This window comes from Ruegeria sp. CH8 (assembly GCF_056536985.1).
Map to the genome: position 1 here is coordinate 92,360 of NZ_JBQFQR010000003.1, position 14,165 is coordinate 106,524.

Consider the following 14,165-nt stretch of genomic DNA (forward strand, 5'->3'; position numbering starts at 1 on the left):
TGACCAGAGGTGAGGGAGATTTTCATGACCAAAGAGATTGTTCTGATCCACGGGGCCTTTGCCGGGCCGTGGTGTATGGAAGATTACGCGGGTTTCTTCCGCGACCGCGGCTGGACGGTGCACACCCCGGCCCTGCGCTATCATGGCGGAGATCCAAAGGCCGAACCCGATCCCGGCCTGACCGACACCAGCGTCATGGACTATGCCAATGACATCGCCGACTTCGTGCAGGGGTTGGACAGCAAACCCGTGCTGCTCGGTCACGCCATCGCGGGGGTGGTGGCACAGCAGGTGGCGTCTCGCGGTTTGGCCAGCGCCATCGTGTTGATAAACCCGAACGCGGCGTGGGGGACGTTGCCCGAAACCGACGACGAACGTGCCATCCCGCGCGCGCTGATGGAGGGCGGGGCGTTCTGGAAACAGCCCATGCGGGTTGAATTCGACCTGATGGCCCCCTTCGCTCTGAACAAAATGCCCGAGGCGCAGCAGCACGCTGTGTTCGATCGCTTAGGCGCTGAAAGCGGTCGGGTGATGTTTGAGATGTTCTTCTGGATGTTCGACGACCACCACGCGATGAAGGTGGATATCGACAAGGTCGACTGCCCCGTGCTGGTCGTCTCGGGCACCGAGGACCGGGCCGTAAATCCCAACACCTGCCGCGCGCTGGCCGATCTGTACGGAGATCGCGCGACCTTCATGCCCGTCAAAGACCACGCGCATTTTCTGTTCATGGAACCCGGCTGGGAGAAACCCGCAGGCCAAATCGCCGACTGGCTGGACGAGAAGGTGGGCTGAAACGCCCACCCTGCGGGCTCAGTTATTGGTCGAGAACGTGCTCTGCGGTTTCCACTTGAGGGTGCCGTCGCCTTCCCGGTGACAGCGCAGCAGACGTTCCTGGATCGTGCTGACCGTTTCAGTGACAGTATTGTCGCCGGTCAGCAGGACAAAGGCGTCCTGCGAATAGGCCATACCGTCGTAATAGCAGAACCGTTTCTCGGCCCCTTCCGGAATAGGGGATGCGGTGCTGAGCATCTGCTGCGCTGGGGCTTGCGTGGCCAGCAGGGCAAAGGCCAGCCCGAGGGTCAATGTCTTCATGTCGTCCTCCCGTTCGAATATCTGTTGGTCTTATTCGGTCTTGGACGCTCGGAACCTCAAATGTCGTTCTTGAATGACGGTTTGAGGGTAAGTGTGAACGAGATCAACGGGTTAGGCAAGGGGGTTGCGGGGCGCTTGCGGAATCGTTCCGCGCTATCCTTCCAGTGTATTATGCCAAGCATCAAGAGTGCGTCTCAGAGGCTCAAGGACGTGGCGAGTCTGAGAGCGCAGTATGAACCCTTGCGCCATTATAAGCGGAAAGAACTTCAAACAACGGCCAACAGGGCTATTTCCGTTTTTTGCCAACTTGCCCGTCTGTGTTAGTATCGAAGTTTATCGGGGTATTTATTTTTTTGGTTCATTAGGAGAATTCTGATGAAGGCTGTTTGTTCAAAAGTTCTTGCGGCACTAGTTGTCTTAAATCTAGTACCTAATGCGCTCCAAGCAGGAAGCGAGAATAAAATTGTCAGCGCCTTCGATTTCAATCCGACTATGGCACCACAATCCCCCTAGAAGCGTGGGAACAATGCCGCGCTGATGTTCTTTGCAAAAAGGCGACTGAGGGTATTGCAGCCTCCGTGGGGCTTGATGAAGATTCCATTGAGATACTGGACTACGCTGCTGTGATTTTGAATGAAACGGTAGGTGAAGAAACAAGAGTGGTGCTTTTCCCAAAGCGCGGTTACAAACTTTGCCAAGTTCGTGTGGGCGTTACGAGCATCGCTCCATTTGACGGCGGTGACGAACCTCATTTCCATGTTTCTGCTGATACCAGTCGTATCCAAATCTATTCCACCATACCACGCGCAACCTTGCTGCAAGGCGACAATAGATGGATTGATGCCACAATTACGTACACCATGATTCCAAACGCCGAGTGGCGGGAAGCGCGATCTGTTACCAGAGAATGCAACTTAAATTTATCAAATGGGACGACTGCAAGGCTAAAGCATATGACTTGTCTAGGAGGGCTAGGAGGAACAACTAAAGGTCGACGCTGGCCGCCTTGCCGTACTACTCAGATAAAAAAATCCGCCGATACGCAATGTCAGGGAGCGTGTAGATTCTGGGATGAATACCAATAGGCTTTGAAGTGGTATCGACTGGGTTCTTCAAGAAAAATTGCGTGGTGCGATTGTTGTTCCGTTTCAAACAGTTCCTCAAACATCCAACTCCTCCACAAACCGCGCGTTCTCCTGAATGTATTGGAACCGCAGTTCGGGTTTTTTGCCCATCAGACGCTCGACAAGGTCTCCGGTCTCGCCGGGTTCGTCCTCGTCAATGGTGACACGGATAAGTTTGCGGGACTTGGGGTCCATCGTGGTCTCTTTCAGGTCTTTGGCGTCCATTTCACCCAGACCTTTGAAGCGCGAGACGTCGATCTTGCCCTTGCCGCCCAGACCTTTCTCAAGCCACTCGTCCCGTTCGGCCTCGTCCAGACAGTAAACCCGTTTCGCGCCCTGCGTCAGGCGATAGAGGGGCGGGCAGGCGAGGTACAGGTGGCCCGCGTCGATCATCGGGCGCATCTGGGTGAAGAAGAACGTCATCAGCAACGAGGCGATATGCGCCCCGTCCACATCCGCGTCGGTCATGATGATGATCTTGTCATAGCGCAGATCGTCGACGTTGAACTTGGTGCCAAGGCCCACACCCAGCGCCTGTGTCAGGTCGTTGATCTCGGCATTGGTGCCCAGTTTCGAACTGGCCGCGCCCAGCACGTTCAGGATCTTGCCGCGCAGGGGCAGCAGGGCCTGTGTCTTGCGGTCGCGACCCATTTTGGCGGACCCGCCCGCCGAGTCGCCCTCGACGATGAATAATTCCGTGCCGTCGCGTGTTGAACTGGAACAGTCCACCAACTTGCCGGGGAGACGAAGTTTCTTAGTGGCGGACTTGCGTTGTGTTTCCTTCTCGGCCCGTCGGCGCAGGCGTTCTTCAGCCCGCAGGATGATGAAGTCCAGAATCGCGCCGGCGGATTTCGTGTCGGCGGCCAGCCAGTTGTCGAAATGGTCGCGGACCGAGTTTTCAACCAGCCGTTGCGCCTCGACCGTGGCAAGGCGGTCTTTGGTCTGGCCGACGAATTCCGGCTCGCTGATAAAGCACGACACCAAGGCGCAGCCGCCGGTCATCAGGTCATCACGAGTGATCTGCGCAGCCTTTTTGTTGTTGATCAACTCGCCATAAGCTTTGATCCCTTTGAGAACCGCTGCCCAGAAGCCCGCGACGTGCGTACCGCCTTCGGGCGTGGGGACGGTGTTACAGTAGGACTGGATGAACCCGTCGCGCGAGGGCGTCCAGTTGATCGCCCATTCGACTTTGCCCGGCGTTCCGAATTTCTCATTGAAGTCGACAGTGCCTGCAAATGGTTGCTCGGCATAGGTGGACGAGCCGTTCATCGTTTCCTTGAGATAGTCCGACAGGCCGCCGGGGAAATGGAAACTGGCCTCGGTCGGAGTTTCGCCGTCGTCGATGTGGGATTTCCAGCGGATTTCAACGCCCGAGAACAGATAGGCCTTGGAGCGGATGGATTTGAACAGCCGCGCGGGTTTGAAACGGTGATGGCCGAAGATTTCCTCATCCGCGTGGAAGGTGACCGTGGTGCCACGTCGGTTGGGGGCCGCGCCGATTTTCTCGACCGGACCCAAAGGAACACCGCGTGAGAAACGCTGTTCGAACAGCGTTTTGTCGCGGGCCACCTGCACGACCATCGAATCCGACAGGGCGTTCACGACCGAGGCACCCACGCCGTGCAGACCGCCCGACGTCTGGTAAGCTTTGCCCGAGAACTTGCCACCCGCGTGTAGGGTACACAGGATCACTTCCAGCGCCGATTTGCCGGGGAACTTGGGATGTGGGTCGATCGGAATACCGCGCCCGTTGTCGCGTACGGTCAGGGCGTAATCGGCGTGCAGCTCAACCTCGATCCGGTTGGCGTGGCCAGCGACCGCTTCGTCCATCGAGTTGTCGAGGATTTCGGCGACCATATGGTGCAGCGCGCGCTCATCGGTGCCGCCGATATACATACCGGGGCGTTTTCGGACCGGTTCCAGCCCTTCAAGCACCTCAATTGAGGAGGCGTCGTAGGTGGCGGTCGCGCTGGGCGTCAACAGATCGTCGGGCATCGGTGCTGCTCTTGTTTTTGGGTTGGGGCCCATTATGGCAGGTGATGTGGTCCGGGGGAAGAGGGCCCCGAGGTGTTGTGGGCGTTTGGCCGTAAGGAACGTAGAAAAGTCGCAACCCCGCGAGCAGGGGCCAGGGACAGTGCCAGCGATTTAAGTAAGGTTACTTAGGTTTTTCAGCGGTCAAACGTACGCCACCGATGCGGTGTTGCTGCACGTCTTTCACAAATTGAGCGTACATCTTCAGGAAATCATCGCCTTTGGACGGATTGCCTGCGCGTTCGGCTTCGGCATCCAGTGTCTGATACATGCTGAGCCGACGTGCCAGAATCTCGCCCCAAGGGTCAGTGACATCTTCGGCGGATACAATTTCGAATCCGGCTTGCTGAAGCTGGGACTCGTATTCGGGGATGCTAAACAGAGACTGACAGGCAAAACGCTGGCGGTATTGCTCGAACTCGTCTTCGGGCAGAGGCGTGTGCATCACCCAATCGGTAAAAGCAAAGCGTCCGCCGGGGCGCAATACGCGAAAGACCTCGTGCAGGGCCTTGGGCTTGTCCGGAATGTGCAAGAAGGATTCCTGACTTACGGCCGCATCGAACTGCGCGTCGTCGAAGGGCAGATCCAAGGCGCTGGCCAGAATAGGGTGAATCTGATCCTGTAGCCCGACCAGAGCGTTCAACTCCTTTGCGCCATCTACACGGTTGGGGCTGATGTCGATGCCAGTCACCTCTACTCCGCGTTCGGACACGTACCAGCGCGCAGGACCACATAACCCTGCACAGACGTCTAGAACACTGTCCCCGGCATTCATCCGGACCTTATCTGCCAGCCGGTAATTTGCCTCGAGCCCGTCATAGTGATCCTGATCATAGGGATAGAGTTCTTGCGGGGTGACATCCTCAAGCGAACCGCGCAGGGACTTTAGCTTCGTTAAAATGTGCGGGGCAGAGATCGGGTGACTCGCATACCAATCCGCGACAGTTTTTTCCGCCATTTCCATTACACACTCCCCCTCTTGTGTTTTGAGACCTTATCCCGACATGGTGAGGCAATCCAGTTTCGTCTCATGCACTATTGGGAAGAAACCGGTGCTGCAACGCAAGGCGCAATGACGGGGGGCAATATGAGTTGGATCAAGACTGTTCCGTTCGAAGAAGCAAGCGGCAAGCTGAGGAAGCTATACGAGCGGGTCACCGGGCCGGGCAACAACGTCGACAACATCATGATGGCGCATTCCCTGCGACCGCATTCGATGGAAGGCCATATGGCGCTGTACAAGAATGTCCTGCATCATTCGGCCAACAAGGTTCCAAAGTGGTTTCTTGAGGTGCTGGGCGTCTGGGTCAGTTCCTTGAACCAATGCGGGTATTGTGTTGAGCATCATTTCAGCGGGCTGCAACGCTTGCTGAAAAATCCGGATCAAGGCAACGCTATCCGCCGGGCGATTGAGGCAGAAACGCTGAGTGATGCCCCGTTGGATGAGGCGCAGATCGCGGCGATGCACTATGCGCGCAAGTTAACCGAAGCTCCGGCGGAAATGGTTAAGGCGGACATTCAGGCCCTAAGAGACGCCGGCTGGGATGACGGTGAGACTCTCGAGATCAATCAGGTTTGCGCCTACTTTGCCTATGCGAACCGGACAGTTCTTGGGTTGGGGTGCTCGACCGAGGGCGATATTCTGGGCCTGTCGCCGAACAACTCGGATGACCCCGAGGATTGGGGTCATACCTAGGCGGTCAGTCCGCAACCCATTCCAGAATGGCCTGTGCGACGGCCTCTGGTCGCTGGTGATGCAGCCAGTGGTCGGTGCCGGGGATTTCGATGCGGGTCAGGTCGGGCGCGTATTTTTCCAACCCTGCTGTGGCCTCAGACAGCAGGGCTTTGTCATCAGGTCCCCACAGAAGCAGGTGCGGGCAACGGACCATCAGGCGGTCCACTGGCAATTCGGGCAGATCGGTGCGCGGCTCTCCCGGCTTGGCGACGACCAGAGGCGAGGCGCGGTACCAGTTAAGCATCGCCTCAATCCGATTGGGGCGGGCCCATTCGGTGCGATACTCCTCCATACGCGCGTCGGACAGCCAGTCTATCCCCATGCCGAAGCGAAAGAAGTGTTCAAGCCGCGCGAAATTGTCAGCCGAGAACTGCGACGCAGCATCCGGCGCGCGCAAGGCGTTGATATATTGCGACGCCTCGGATTGCGGGCCACCGGCGGCCATGGCGCGTTGAAACGGAACCGGATGGACGCCGTTTGCGATGATCAGGCGACTGACCAGATCCGGGCGGAACATGGCCAGCCCATAGGCAACCGACGCGCCCCAGTCGTGACCAAGTACACAGGTCGGGCCGCCAACCTGTCCGATCAGCTCAGCCATGTCCGAGACCAGTTGAGACACGGCGTAGTTCCCCACGCCCGCAGGACACCAGCTTTGCCCATAGCCGCGCTGATCCGGCGCAATGCAGTGAAAATGATCCGCCAGATACGGGGCCAGATCGCTCCACGCTCCGCCATATTCTGGAAATCCGTGCAATATCAGCAGGGGCGGGAGGCCGGGCTTTCCCCAGCGCCGCAGAAAGAAGGTCTGGCCGTTCAGTTCGATGGTATCCGTACGCATTTTGACCATCCTTTCAATCCTCGAATTGATGGGTTTTTCGGGCATCAATTTGACACCAATCAAAGCGAAAAGCTGCGTCTTCTGCTAGCCCTGTCCGCGGATAGTGAGAAAAGGAAAGACTGAATGGAAGCTGCGGTAATAATCGAAGAAAAACAATCCCCCGTCAAAATTGTTCCGCCCCCGAAACCCGAGCCGGCTCAGCCCAGCCCCGAGCGAATTCGGCAAGCTTTCGAGAGCGGTAAATACCCCTATGGCCGCAAGATGGCGCGCGGCGCGTACGAGGCGCAGAAGGCTCAATTGCAGGCCGAATTGCTGAAGGTGCAACTTTGGGCACAGGAAACCGGCCAGCGGTTCGTTTTGCTGTTCGAAGGCCGTGATGCGGCCGGTAAGGGCGGCACAATCAAACGGTTCATGGAGCACCTGAATCCCCGTCAGGCCCGCGTTGTGGCGCTGAATAAGCCGACCTGGGAAGAAAAAGGCCAGTGGTACTATCAGCGCTATATTCAGGAGCTTCCGACTGTTGGGGAAATGGTGTTCTACGACCGCTCGTGGTACAACCGTGCCGGCGTTGAGCGGGTCATGGGCTTCTGCTCGCCCAATGAATACCTGGAATTCATGCGCCAGACGCCCGAACTGGAACGGATGCTGGTCCGGTCGGGCATTCAGCTTTACAAATACTGGTTCTCGGTCACGCAGGCCGAACAGCAGCGCCGGTTCAAAAGTCGTGAGACCGACCCGCTTAAACAGTGGAAGCTGTCACCGATCGACAAGGCCAGCCTCGACAAATGGGACGACTACACCGAGGCGAAAGAAGCGATGTTTTTCTACACCGACACCGCCGATGCGCCTTGGACCATTGTCAAATCGAACGATAAGAAACGCGCTCGTCTGAATACGATGCGGCATTTCCTGTCGACGCTGGACTACCCGGACAAGGATCACGATATCGTTGGTCAACCTGATCCCCTGATCGTGGGGCAGGCACATCACGTGATCCATCGGTCCGAGCATATTCTAGGCAATACCCTGCACCCTGAAATGAAATGACTGGCTAAGCCAACTGGCCGCGCACAGATAGTCTCAACCTGAAATTTCCATTATCACCTCTTGTCCCGGCCTCTGGCCGGGCATAAGGCTGATGGGATGAACAAGGTGATGACATATCGCGGCCACTTCCGGGCTATCGCTGTGCTGGGTTTCCCGCTGATCGGTGGGCATCTAGCGCAGTTTGCGATTGGCCTGACTGATACGATCATGCTGGGCTGGTACGGGGTCGAGGCGCTGGCCGCCGTGACGCTGGCCAGCAGTTATTACTTCGTGCTGTTCCTGTTCGGGGCCGGGTTCGGCTGGGCGGTGATGCCCATAGTGGCCACCGCTGCCGCTGAAGAAGATGAGACCAGCATCCGCCGCTCGACCCGCATGGGGCTGTGGCTGTCGCTGATCTATGCGACGCTGATGATGCCACTTCTGTGGTGGTCTCAACCGATCCTGATCGCTCTTAAGCAAGACCCGCAAGTCGCTGAAACCGCGTCACAATACCTGCGTGTCGCAGGGTGGGGGTTGTTCCCGGCGCTATTGGTCATGGTGCTGAAATCCTATTTGGCCGCGCTGGAGCGCACGCAGATCGTTTTGTGGATTACCGTCACCGCCGCAGTGGTGAATGCGGTGACGAACTATGCCTTAATCTTCGGCAACTGGGGCGCGCCCGAGCTGGGGGTGATGGGGGCGGCAATCGCCTCGGTCGTGACGCAGATCGTGTCTTTGGTCTTTGTCGTCATCTACGCAGTGCGGGTGCTGCCGGAACACAGCCTATTCCAACGCTTCTGGCGCCCGGATTGGGAATTTTTTTTCAGCGTCTTGCGCCTCGGCGTGCCCATTGGTCTGACCACGTTGGCCGAGGTCAGCCTGTTCGCGATGTCGGCCATCATGATGGGCTGGCTGGGTCAGGTGCCGCTGGCGGCGCATGGGATCGCGTTGAACTTGGCCTCTGCCACGTTCATGGTGCATCTGGGCTTGTCCAATGCGGCAACGATCCGGGCCGGGAATGCCTTGGGTCGCAAGGACCGGGCGCATCTTGAAAAGGGCGCGATTGCGGTGACGGGCATGTCTTTGGTGGTGTCGGTGATGACGGTCATCCTGTTCCTGACCTGCGCTGAACCGCTGATTTCGCTGTTTATGGAATCCGACGATCCGCAACGCCCGCAGATTCTGGCCATCGGCACGGGGCTGCTGGCCATGGCCGCTCTGTTCCAACTGGTGGACGGGGCGCAGGTTATTGCGCTGGGCCTGCTGCGTGGATTGCAGGACGCCAAGATACCGATGGTGATGGCTGGGCTCAGCTATTGGGTCGTAGGGATACCGGCCTCGTACTACTTTGGCTTCGTGCGGGGCATGGACGGTATCGGCATCTGGATGGGCCTCGTTCTGGGCCTTGCCTGTGCTGCGGTTTTGCTGATGGCGCGGTTCTGGATGCGTTCAGTTCGCGCTGTTGGTGTGCCAGCGGAATAGCTGCCCGATTAGCCCTTGGTCAGCCGATCCGCTTTTTTGCGCACCAAAACAGAGCGTAGATCGTGCATCGCCAGCAGCAACCGGTCCGTGACATCCTCTAGCTGCTCATCTGTCGCCTTAGACTGCGCCCATTGCGTCGTCAGGTTCATGTAGTCAACCGCGCGGTGAATGTCGTCGATATCGCGCTGCGCCAGCAGGGCTTTGCGTTCCTCGATCCAACGCGCGATTTCGGCCTGATCGGCCTCGGTCAGGGTGCGTTGGCCTTGCGGTTTGACCTCTCCGTTGCGGATGTTGATGACCGCGATCTGATCCATCTCGATCCGCCGCTGGCGGTTTTCGGTGTCGATCCGAAACACCGCCGCGCCGTTCTCGCGGATGCGGAAGTAGTATTCGGGCAGTTCTGCGGTCATCGGGGCCTCCGGCTCAGGTCAGGGACGCGCAGAAGCGCTGGATGCGGGTGCAGGCCTCGGTCAGGGCTTCATCTGAGGTTGCGTAGCTGACACGGAAGTTCGGTGACAGGCCAAAGGCCGCGCCGAATACAACGGCCACGTCGGCCTCTTCCAGCAGGGCGGTGGCGAAGGACTCATCCGAGTCGATCACTGTACCCGCCGGGGTGGTCTTGCCGATCAGACCTGCAATCGAGGGGTAGACGTAGAACGCGCCTTCGGGCGTGGGGCAGGTGATACCGTCGATCTCGTTCAGCATCCGCACGACCAGATCGCGGCGGCGTTTGAAGGTCTCGTTATTCGGGGCCAGAAAGGCCTGCGTGCCGTTCAACGCCTCAACCGCCGCCCACTGGCTGACCGAGCAGGGGTTCGACGTGGACTGCGACTGGATTTTGCGCATTGCGGCGATGATCTCGACCGGACCGGCGGCATAGCCGATGCGCCAGCCTGTCATAGCATAAGCCTTGGAGACACCGTTGCAGGTGAGCGTGCGATCATAGAGTCCGGGCTCGACCTCGGCCGGGGTACAGAATTCGAACCCGTCATAGGCAAGGTGCTCATACATGTCGTCGGACATGATCCAGACATGCGGGTGGCGCATCAGCACATCGGTCAGCGCTTTCAACTCGTCGCGGCTGTAGCCCGCGCCGGTTGGGTTGGACGGAGAGTTGAAGATGAACCACTTGGTCTTGGGCGTGATCGCGGCCTCAAGCTGATCTGCGGTCAGCTTGAAACTGTTCGCCAACGTCGTTTCGACCACAACCGGAGTTCCCCCGGCCAGCAGCACCATATCCGGATAGCTGACCCAATAGGGCGCGGGGATGATGACCTCATCACCATCGTTCATCGTCGCCATCAGCGCGTTATACAACGTTTGCTTGCCACCGGTTCCAACTGAAATCTGCGCGGGCGCATAGTCCAGCCCATGATCGCGCTTCATCTTGGCGCAGGCAGCCTGCTTCAGTTCGGGGATGCCATCGGGCGCAGTGTACTTGGTTTTACCCGCTGCAATGGCCGCCACCGCCGCATCCTTGATGTTTTGCGGCGTGTCGAAATCGGGTTCTCCCGCGCTCAGGCCGATCACGTCGCGACCGGCAGCTTTCAACTCGGCCGCTTTTGCTGTCATCGCAATCGTCGGAGAGGGTTTTACGCGTGACAGTGTCGCAGACAGGAAACTCATGGTCGGCCTCGGTTTGTATGTTCAACCTGACTGTCATAGGGTGCGCCTGAATGACGATCAAGAAGTATAAAAAGCAGATTCAGGAGACCCCGATGAACGAAGAAAACGACTGGTACGGAGCAGACGCAGCGACATTCGGGGACAGGCTGGCAGGCGCACGTGAGGCAGCAGGGATGACTCAGGCCCAGCTGGCCCGACGCCTGGGAGTAAAAAAGGCGACGATTGCAGCTTGGGAAAATGATCTGTCCGAGCCGCGCGCCAACCGGTTGTCGATGATGGCGGGCATGATCAACGTCTCGATCATGTGGCTGCTGACTGGTGAGGGTGAGGGCATGGAAGCCCCGGTCGAAGAAGGCGAGGGCGATCTGGAATTGGCGGACGCTGTTGCAGAGTTGCGCGCGATCCGTGGTGAGATGCGTGCCAGCGCTGAACGCGCCGCGCGTCTGGAAAAGAAGTTGAGGTTGATGCTGGAGCGGACCCAGTGACAGAAACACGAGAAGTACGGATCAAGCGTATGCAGATGCGGTCCATGCGGCGCGGGATCAAAGAAATGGACCTGATCCTGTCAGCCTATGCCGAACGCAACCTGAAAAAGATGGATGCAGCCGGTCTGGACCTGTATGATGCCATGCTGCACGAAAACGATCAGGACCTTTATCAGTGGGTTACAGGTCAGGTCCAGCCGCCCGCAGTTTTTGCCGACCTCATCGCGGAAATCGCGCAGACCTTTCAAAAATAAAGAAAATCCAGCTTAACCGATTTTTCGGGAATTCGATTCATGCTGCCTGAAACAGCGCGACTGAATCGGAGGATCGGATGAGTATGGAAATGCAGGTCTCCGCGCCTGGAACCAAGGGGTTTATGACCAGCTATCTGGAAGCGCTCGCTTTGGTCGAGCGTCTTCACCGTCTGTTGCTGGACGTCATCAAGGATGAGTTCGAGCGTGTCGGGGTGCTAGAGATCAACGCTGTTCAAGCCTTGCTGCTATTCAATATCGGCGATCATGAGGTGACGGCGGGTGAACTGAAAAGCCGCGGCTATTACCAGGGCAGCAATGTCAGCTACAACCTCAAGAAGCTGGTTGAAATGGGTTATATGCACCACCAGCGATGCGAGATCGACAGACGATCGGTCCGGGTGCGTCTGACCCCACGCGGGCGGGAAATCCGCGATATCGTGTCCACGCTTTTCCTGCGCCATGCCGAAGGATTGCAGACCCGTGGTGTATTGGGGCTGGAGGGGATCGACGACATCACCGCCTCTCTGCGCCGGGTCGAGCGATACTGGACAGACCAGATCCGGTATATCTACTAGTTCAGATTAAAGCCCTTGGTACATCTACTGATGTGGGGTACATTATAGACGTAATTATTTACGTTTATGAACGTAGAGGTGTACCTTGTCCGAGCAAATTAAAGATAGAAAGATCGTCAGTTTTCCGAAAAAACGTGGACGTGTTAAGGACACACCCTTCACGGAAAAGATGATCAGAGAGCTTCCTGTTGGGCGACATTCCGATCCAACGCAGCGTGGACTTGAAGTACGCGTCACGCCGGCAGGCGCTCGCACTTACGTCGTGAGATACAGCCGCTATGGTAAGCAGACTCAGAAGGCCCTTGGGCGCGCCGGGGAGATTACTCTCAAGGAGGCTAGGCGCCGCGCAGCCGCTGCTCATGCAGCCGTAGACGGACACAAGCCTGTAGAGGGCACTCAGACCACTCAGCAAGTGTTCGAAACACTGTACTGGCCGCTAAGGCAGTGCCAGCTAAAACGTCCGCAAGACGATATGAGCCACTGGCGCAGAAAGGTGGAGCCATCCATCGGTCACATTCCCCTGACAGAGGTTCGACCAGACGACTGTGCGCTGATGGTGTCGTCATGGGGAGCGACAGCAGGCGCTCGAAATTTCTTTCGGGTCGCTTCACATTTCTGGAACTGGGCCGAGAGCGTCCGGCTGGTCGACAGATCGCCAATGCCGCGCAAGCCACCTGTAGCGGCCAAGCACCGCGACAGGGTGCTGACACTCGACGAGGTTCGAAAGCTCTACCGCCACTGCAGGGAATATGCCCCGTCGCTCAACAGCGCGCCCGCCATCATGCTCTGGCTGATCGTCACAGGCCTCAGGAAGCAGGAGGTGGCCGAGTTGCGGTGGTCGGAGTTGAAGGGCGACACGATCGATCTCGCCGGATCGCGGATGAAGAATGGCAAGCCGCATTCCTGTCCGATTGTCGACCCGCTAATGGAAACCGTCCTCAAGGAACGCTGCCCGTGGGTGTTCCCCAATGGCCGACGCAATGGCCCCTATGGCGGGCAGTTCAATGGCAAAGAAGGCTGGTCAGTAAAGTGGGCCGAGGAACTTGGGATCGATCCGTTCAACCCGCATGACCTCCGTCGGACGCTGGCCACGCACTGGGCCGAATTGGGGATCGCTGACGACGATCTGATCGAAAGACAGCTTGCCCACACCCGCAAAGGCATTGCAGGTGTCTACAACCGTTCCCAGCGCCTCGAAGAGCGCCGTCAGGCCATGGTCGACTGGGTTGAGGTGCTGCGATGAGCCGCCACGCGGCACTCACTTGGTCGAGCAGAAGCGGGCGGTCGAGCGCTGGGGCTTGAGGGGCTCCCCGCAGTGAGCGCAGTCGGTCTGCTTGGCCTCCCGCGCCCTGGGACGCTTCTCGCGCTGCCGTTCGGCATCCTTCGGCTTGCGCCACACGGCCACCTCCAGCTTGGCTTCGGCGCGCAGCACATCCTAGACACGCCACCGAGCGTGGCATAATTCGCGGTCCTGATCCCACCAGTCGTCGAGTAACGGCAACTGCTCGTCGAACATCACGCGCACGGCGCTTATGGCCGCCATTAGGCGTTCCCTAAGGGCCACCGCCCAGTTCGACCCTGGCACCTTGTCCTTGCGCCAGTGGAAGTCCTCACGCGCATCACGGCGCTTTGAGATAATGTGGTCAATTTCAATCATGCCTGTTTTGAGAGCTTCTTGGCGTTGCGTCATGTGGTCCTCGTAGCGTTAATTCATCAGCCGTTCTACTGCTCCCAAGTTAGCCGACGATTTATCGTTACATAGAGGCCGTATCTCTAACGCCTACCCGTCGGCTAAAAGCCGTATCGCGCGACTGCTGGCTGGATAACGATACAGACCTAAAGTAACCCCAATCCAGGGTAAGACCCTGATATCGTGTAACTATTAAGAAAC

At 58.0% G+C, this 14,165-nt stretch carries 17 protein-coding genes and 1 pseudogene; 10 read left to right on the plus strand and 8 right to left on the minus strand.

Annotated elements, in window-relative coordinates; translation table 11 throughout:
• Positions 1–24: 24 nt before the first annotated feature.
• The gene (locus tag ACR0ER_RS04180; protein ID WP_480767853.1) at positions 25–795 is read left to right on the plus strand and encodes an alpha/beta hydrolase; all 771 of its coding nucleotides are present in this window, start codon (positions 25–27) and stop codon (positions 793–795) included.
• Between the two features lie 18 nt (positions 796–813).
• Here ACR0ER_RS04180 and ACR0ER_RS04185 read toward each other — a convergent pair whose 3' ends face one another.
• Positions 814–1,095, minus strand: a complete 282-nt coding sequence (locus ACR0ER_RS04185; protein WP_170329358.1) for a hypothetical protein — start codon at positions 1,093–1,095, stop codon at positions 814–816.
• A 578-nt stretch (positions 1,096–1,673) separates the two neighbouring features.
• On the opposite strand from ACR0ER_RS04185, the gene ACR0ER_RS04190 reads away from it, so the two are divergent.
• Entirely contained in the window at positions 1,674–2,180 is a 507-nt protein-coding gene (locus ACR0ER_RS04190) for a hypothetical protein (protein WP_480767854.1), read from the plus strand.
• Between the two features lie 75 nt (positions 2,181–2,255).
• Here ACR0ER_RS04190 and parE read toward each other — a convergent pair whose 3' ends face one another.
• Together parE and ACR0ER_RS04200 are read right to left on the minus strand one after the other, a co-directional pair.
• Positions 2,256–4,214 (minus strand): DNA topoisomerase IV subunit B, encoded by a 1,959-nt coding sequence (parE, locus tag ACR0ER_RS04195; protein WP_480767855.1) that lies wholly within the window; start codon positions 4,212–4,214, stop codon positions 2,256–2,258.
• A gap of 160 nt (positions 4,215–4,374) precedes the next feature.
• Positions 4,375–5,214 (minus strand): class I SAM-dependent methyltransferase, encoded by an 840-nt coding sequence (locus tag ACR0ER_RS04200; protein ID WP_480767856.1) that lies wholly within the window; start codon positions 5,212–5,214, stop codon positions 4,375–4,377.
• A gap of 123 nt (positions 5,215–5,337) precedes the next feature.
• On the opposite strand from ACR0ER_RS04200, the gene ACR0ER_RS04205 reads away from it, so the two are divergent.
• Positions 5,338–5,946 (plus strand): carboxymuconolactone decarboxylase family protein, encoded by a 609-nt coding sequence (locus tag ACR0ER_RS04205; RefSeq protein WP_480767857.1) that lies wholly within the window; start codon positions 5,338–5,340, stop codon positions 5,944–5,946.
• 4 nt (positions 5,947–5,950) lie between these two features.
• Here ACR0ER_RS04205 and ACR0ER_RS04210 read toward each other — a convergent pair whose 3' ends face one another.
• Positions 5,951–6,826: an alpha/beta fold hydrolase gene (locus ACR0ER_RS04210; protein ID WP_480767858.1), complete on the minus strand. Its 876-nt coding sequence runs from the start codon at positions 6,824–6,826 to the stop codon at positions 5,951–5,953.
• A 123-nt stretch (positions 6,827–6,949) separates the two neighbouring features.
• On the opposite strand from ACR0ER_RS04210, the gene ppk2 reads away from it, so the two are divergent.
• Positions 6,950–7,873 (plus strand): polyphosphate kinase 2, encoded by a 924-nt coding sequence (ppk2, locus tag ACR0ER_RS04215; RefSeq protein ID WP_480767859.1) that lies wholly within the window; start codon positions 6,950–6,952, stop codon positions 7,871–7,873.
• A 96-nt stretch (positions 7,874–7,969) separates the two neighbouring features.
• Positions 7,970–9,334, plus strand: coding sequence for an MATE family efflux transporter (locus ACR0ER_RS04220; RefSeq protein WP_480767860.1), 1,365 nt, complete (start codon positions 7,970–7,972; stop codon positions 9,332–9,334).
• A gap of 8 nt (positions 9,335–9,342) precedes the next feature.
• On the opposite strand, the gene ACR0ER_RS04225 is transcribed toward ACR0ER_RS04220, so the two are convergent.
• Together ACR0ER_RS04225 and ACR0ER_RS04230 are read right to left on the minus strand one after the other, a co-directional pair.
• The gene (locus tag ACR0ER_RS04225) at positions 9,343–9,744 is read right to left on the minus strand and encodes a hypothetical protein (protein ID WP_170329350.1); all 402 of its coding nucleotides are present in this window, start codon (positions 9,742–9,744) and stop codon (positions 9,343–9,345) included.
• Between the two features lie 13 nt (positions 9,745–9,757).
• Complete coding sequence (locus tag ACR0ER_RS04230; protein WP_480767861.1) at positions 9,758–10,960, minus strand: pyridoxal phosphate-dependent aminotransferase; 1,203 nt, start codon at positions 10,958–10,960, stop codon at positions 9,758–9,760.
• 92 nt (positions 10,961–11,052) lie between these two features.
• Between ACR0ER_RS04230 and ACR0ER_RS04235 the strand changes: the two genes are divergently transcribed.
• The 5 genes and pseudogenes from ACR0ER_RS04235 (at position 11,053) to ACR0ER_RS04255 (ending at position 13,517) form a co-directional block, all read left to right on the plus strand.
• Positions 11,053–11,445, plus strand: a complete 393-nt coding sequence (locus ACR0ER_RS04235) for a helix-turn-helix domain-containing protein (protein ID WP_480768016.1) — start codon at positions 11,053–11,055, stop codon at positions 11,443–11,445.
• Positions 11,442–11,699: a succinate dehydrogenase assembly factor 2 gene (locus ACR0ER_RS04240; protein WP_480767862.1), complete on the plus strand. Its 258-nt coding sequence runs from the start codon at positions 11,442–11,444 to the stop codon at positions 11,697–11,699. The genes ACR0ER_RS04235 and ACR0ER_RS04240 overlap by 4 nt, the downstream gene beginning before the upstream one ends.
• A gap of 77 nt (positions 11,700–11,776) precedes the next feature.
• Positions 11,777–12,274 carry a MarR family winged helix-turn-helix transcriptional regulator gene (locus ACR0ER_RS04245; RefSeq protein ID WP_480767863.1) on the plus strand — a complete coding sequence of 166 codons (498 nt, stop codon included), beginning with the start codon at positions 11,777–11,779 and terminating at the stop codon, positions 12,272–12,274.
• 169 nt (positions 12,275–12,443) lie between these two features.
• Positions 12,444–12,653, plus strand: a pseudogene (locus ACR0ER_RS04250) (Arm DNA-binding domain-containing protein); the annotation flags it as partial.
• Positions 12,654–12,746: 93 nt separating this feature from the next.
• Positions 12,747–13,517, plus strand: a complete 771-nt coding sequence (locus tag ACR0ER_RS04255; protein ID WP_480768017.1) for a tyrosine-type recombinase/integrase — start codon at positions 12,747–12,749, stop codon at positions 13,515–13,517.
• 15 nt (positions 13,518–13,532) lie between these two features.
• Here ACR0ER_RS04255 and ACR0ER_RS04260 read toward each other — a convergent pair whose 3' ends face one another.
• Both ACR0ER_RS04260 and ACR0ER_RS04265 read right to left on the minus strand, forming a co-directional pair.
• Positions 13,533–13,706: a hypothetical protein gene (locus ACR0ER_RS04260; protein WP_480767864.1), complete on the minus strand. Its 174-nt coding sequence runs from the start codon at positions 13,704–13,706 to the stop codon at positions 13,533–13,535.
• Between the two features lie 3 nt (positions 13,707–13,709).
• On the minus strand, positions 13,710–13,964 hold the full coding sequence (locus ACR0ER_RS04265; RefSeq protein ID WP_480767865.1) for a hypothetical protein: 255 nt from the start codon (positions 13,962–13,964) through the stop codon (positions 13,710–13,712).
• Positions 13,965–14,165 lie beyond the last annotated feature (201 nt).

Excerpts from the sequence above, each read along its gene's own strand:
- ACR0ER_RS04180 (WP_480767853.1), top strand. The coding sequence starts at position 25 with ATGACCAAAGAGATTGTTCTGATCCACGGGGCCTTTGCCGGGCCGTGG.
- ACR0ER_RS04185 (WP_170329358.1), bottom strand. The coding sequence starts at position 1,095 with ATGAAGACATTGACCCTCGGGCTGGCCTTTGCCCTGCTGGCCACGCAA.
- parE (WP_480767855.1), bottom strand. The coding sequence starts at position 4,214 with ATGCCCGACGATCTGTTGACGCCCAGCGCGACCGCCACCTACGACGCC.
- ACR0ER_RS04200 (WP_480767856.1), bottom strand. The coding sequence starts at position 5,214 with ATGGAAATGGCGGAAAAAACTGTCGCGGATTGGTATGCGAGTCACCCG.
- ACR0ER_RS04205 (WP_480767857.1), top strand. The coding sequence starts at position 5,338 with ATGAGTTGGATCAAGACTGTTCCGTTCGAAGAAGCAAGCGGCAAGCTG.
- ACR0ER_RS04210 (WP_480767858.1), bottom strand. The coding sequence starts at position 6,826 with ATGCGTACGGATACCATCGAACTGAACGGCCAGACCTTCTTTCTGCGG.
- ppk2 (WP_480767859.1), top strand. The coding sequence starts at position 6,950 with ATGGAAGCTGCGGTAATAATCGAAGAAAAACAATCCCCCGTCAAAATT.
- ACR0ER_RS04220 (WP_480767860.1), top strand. The coding sequence starts at position 7,970 with ATGAACAAGGTGATGACATATCGCGGCCACTTCCGGGCTATCGCTGTG.
- ACR0ER_RS04225 (WP_170329350.1), bottom strand. The coding sequence starts at position 9,744 with ATGACCGCAGAACTGCCCGAATACTACTTCCGCATCCGCGAGAACGGC.
- ACR0ER_RS04230 (WP_480767861.1), bottom strand. The coding sequence starts at position 10,960 with ATGAGTTTCCTGTCTGCGACACTGTCACGCGTAAAACCCTCTCCGACG.
- ACR0ER_RS04235 (WP_480768016.1), top strand. The coding sequence starts at position 11,053 with ATGAACGAAGAAAACGACTGGTACGGAGCAGACGCAGCGACATTCGGG.
- ACR0ER_RS04245 (WP_480767863.1), top strand. The coding sequence starts at position 11,777 with ATGAGTATGGAAATGCAGGTCTCCGCGCCTGGAACCAAGGGGTTTATG.
- ACR0ER_RS04255 (WP_480768017.1), top strand. The coding sequence starts at position 12,747 with ATGAGCCACTGGCGCAGAAAGGTGGAGCCATCCATCGGTCACATTCCC.
- ACR0ER_RS04265 (WP_480767865.1), bottom strand. The coding sequence starts at position 13,964 with ATGACGCAACGCCAAGAAGCTCTCAAAACAGGCATGATTGAAATTGAC.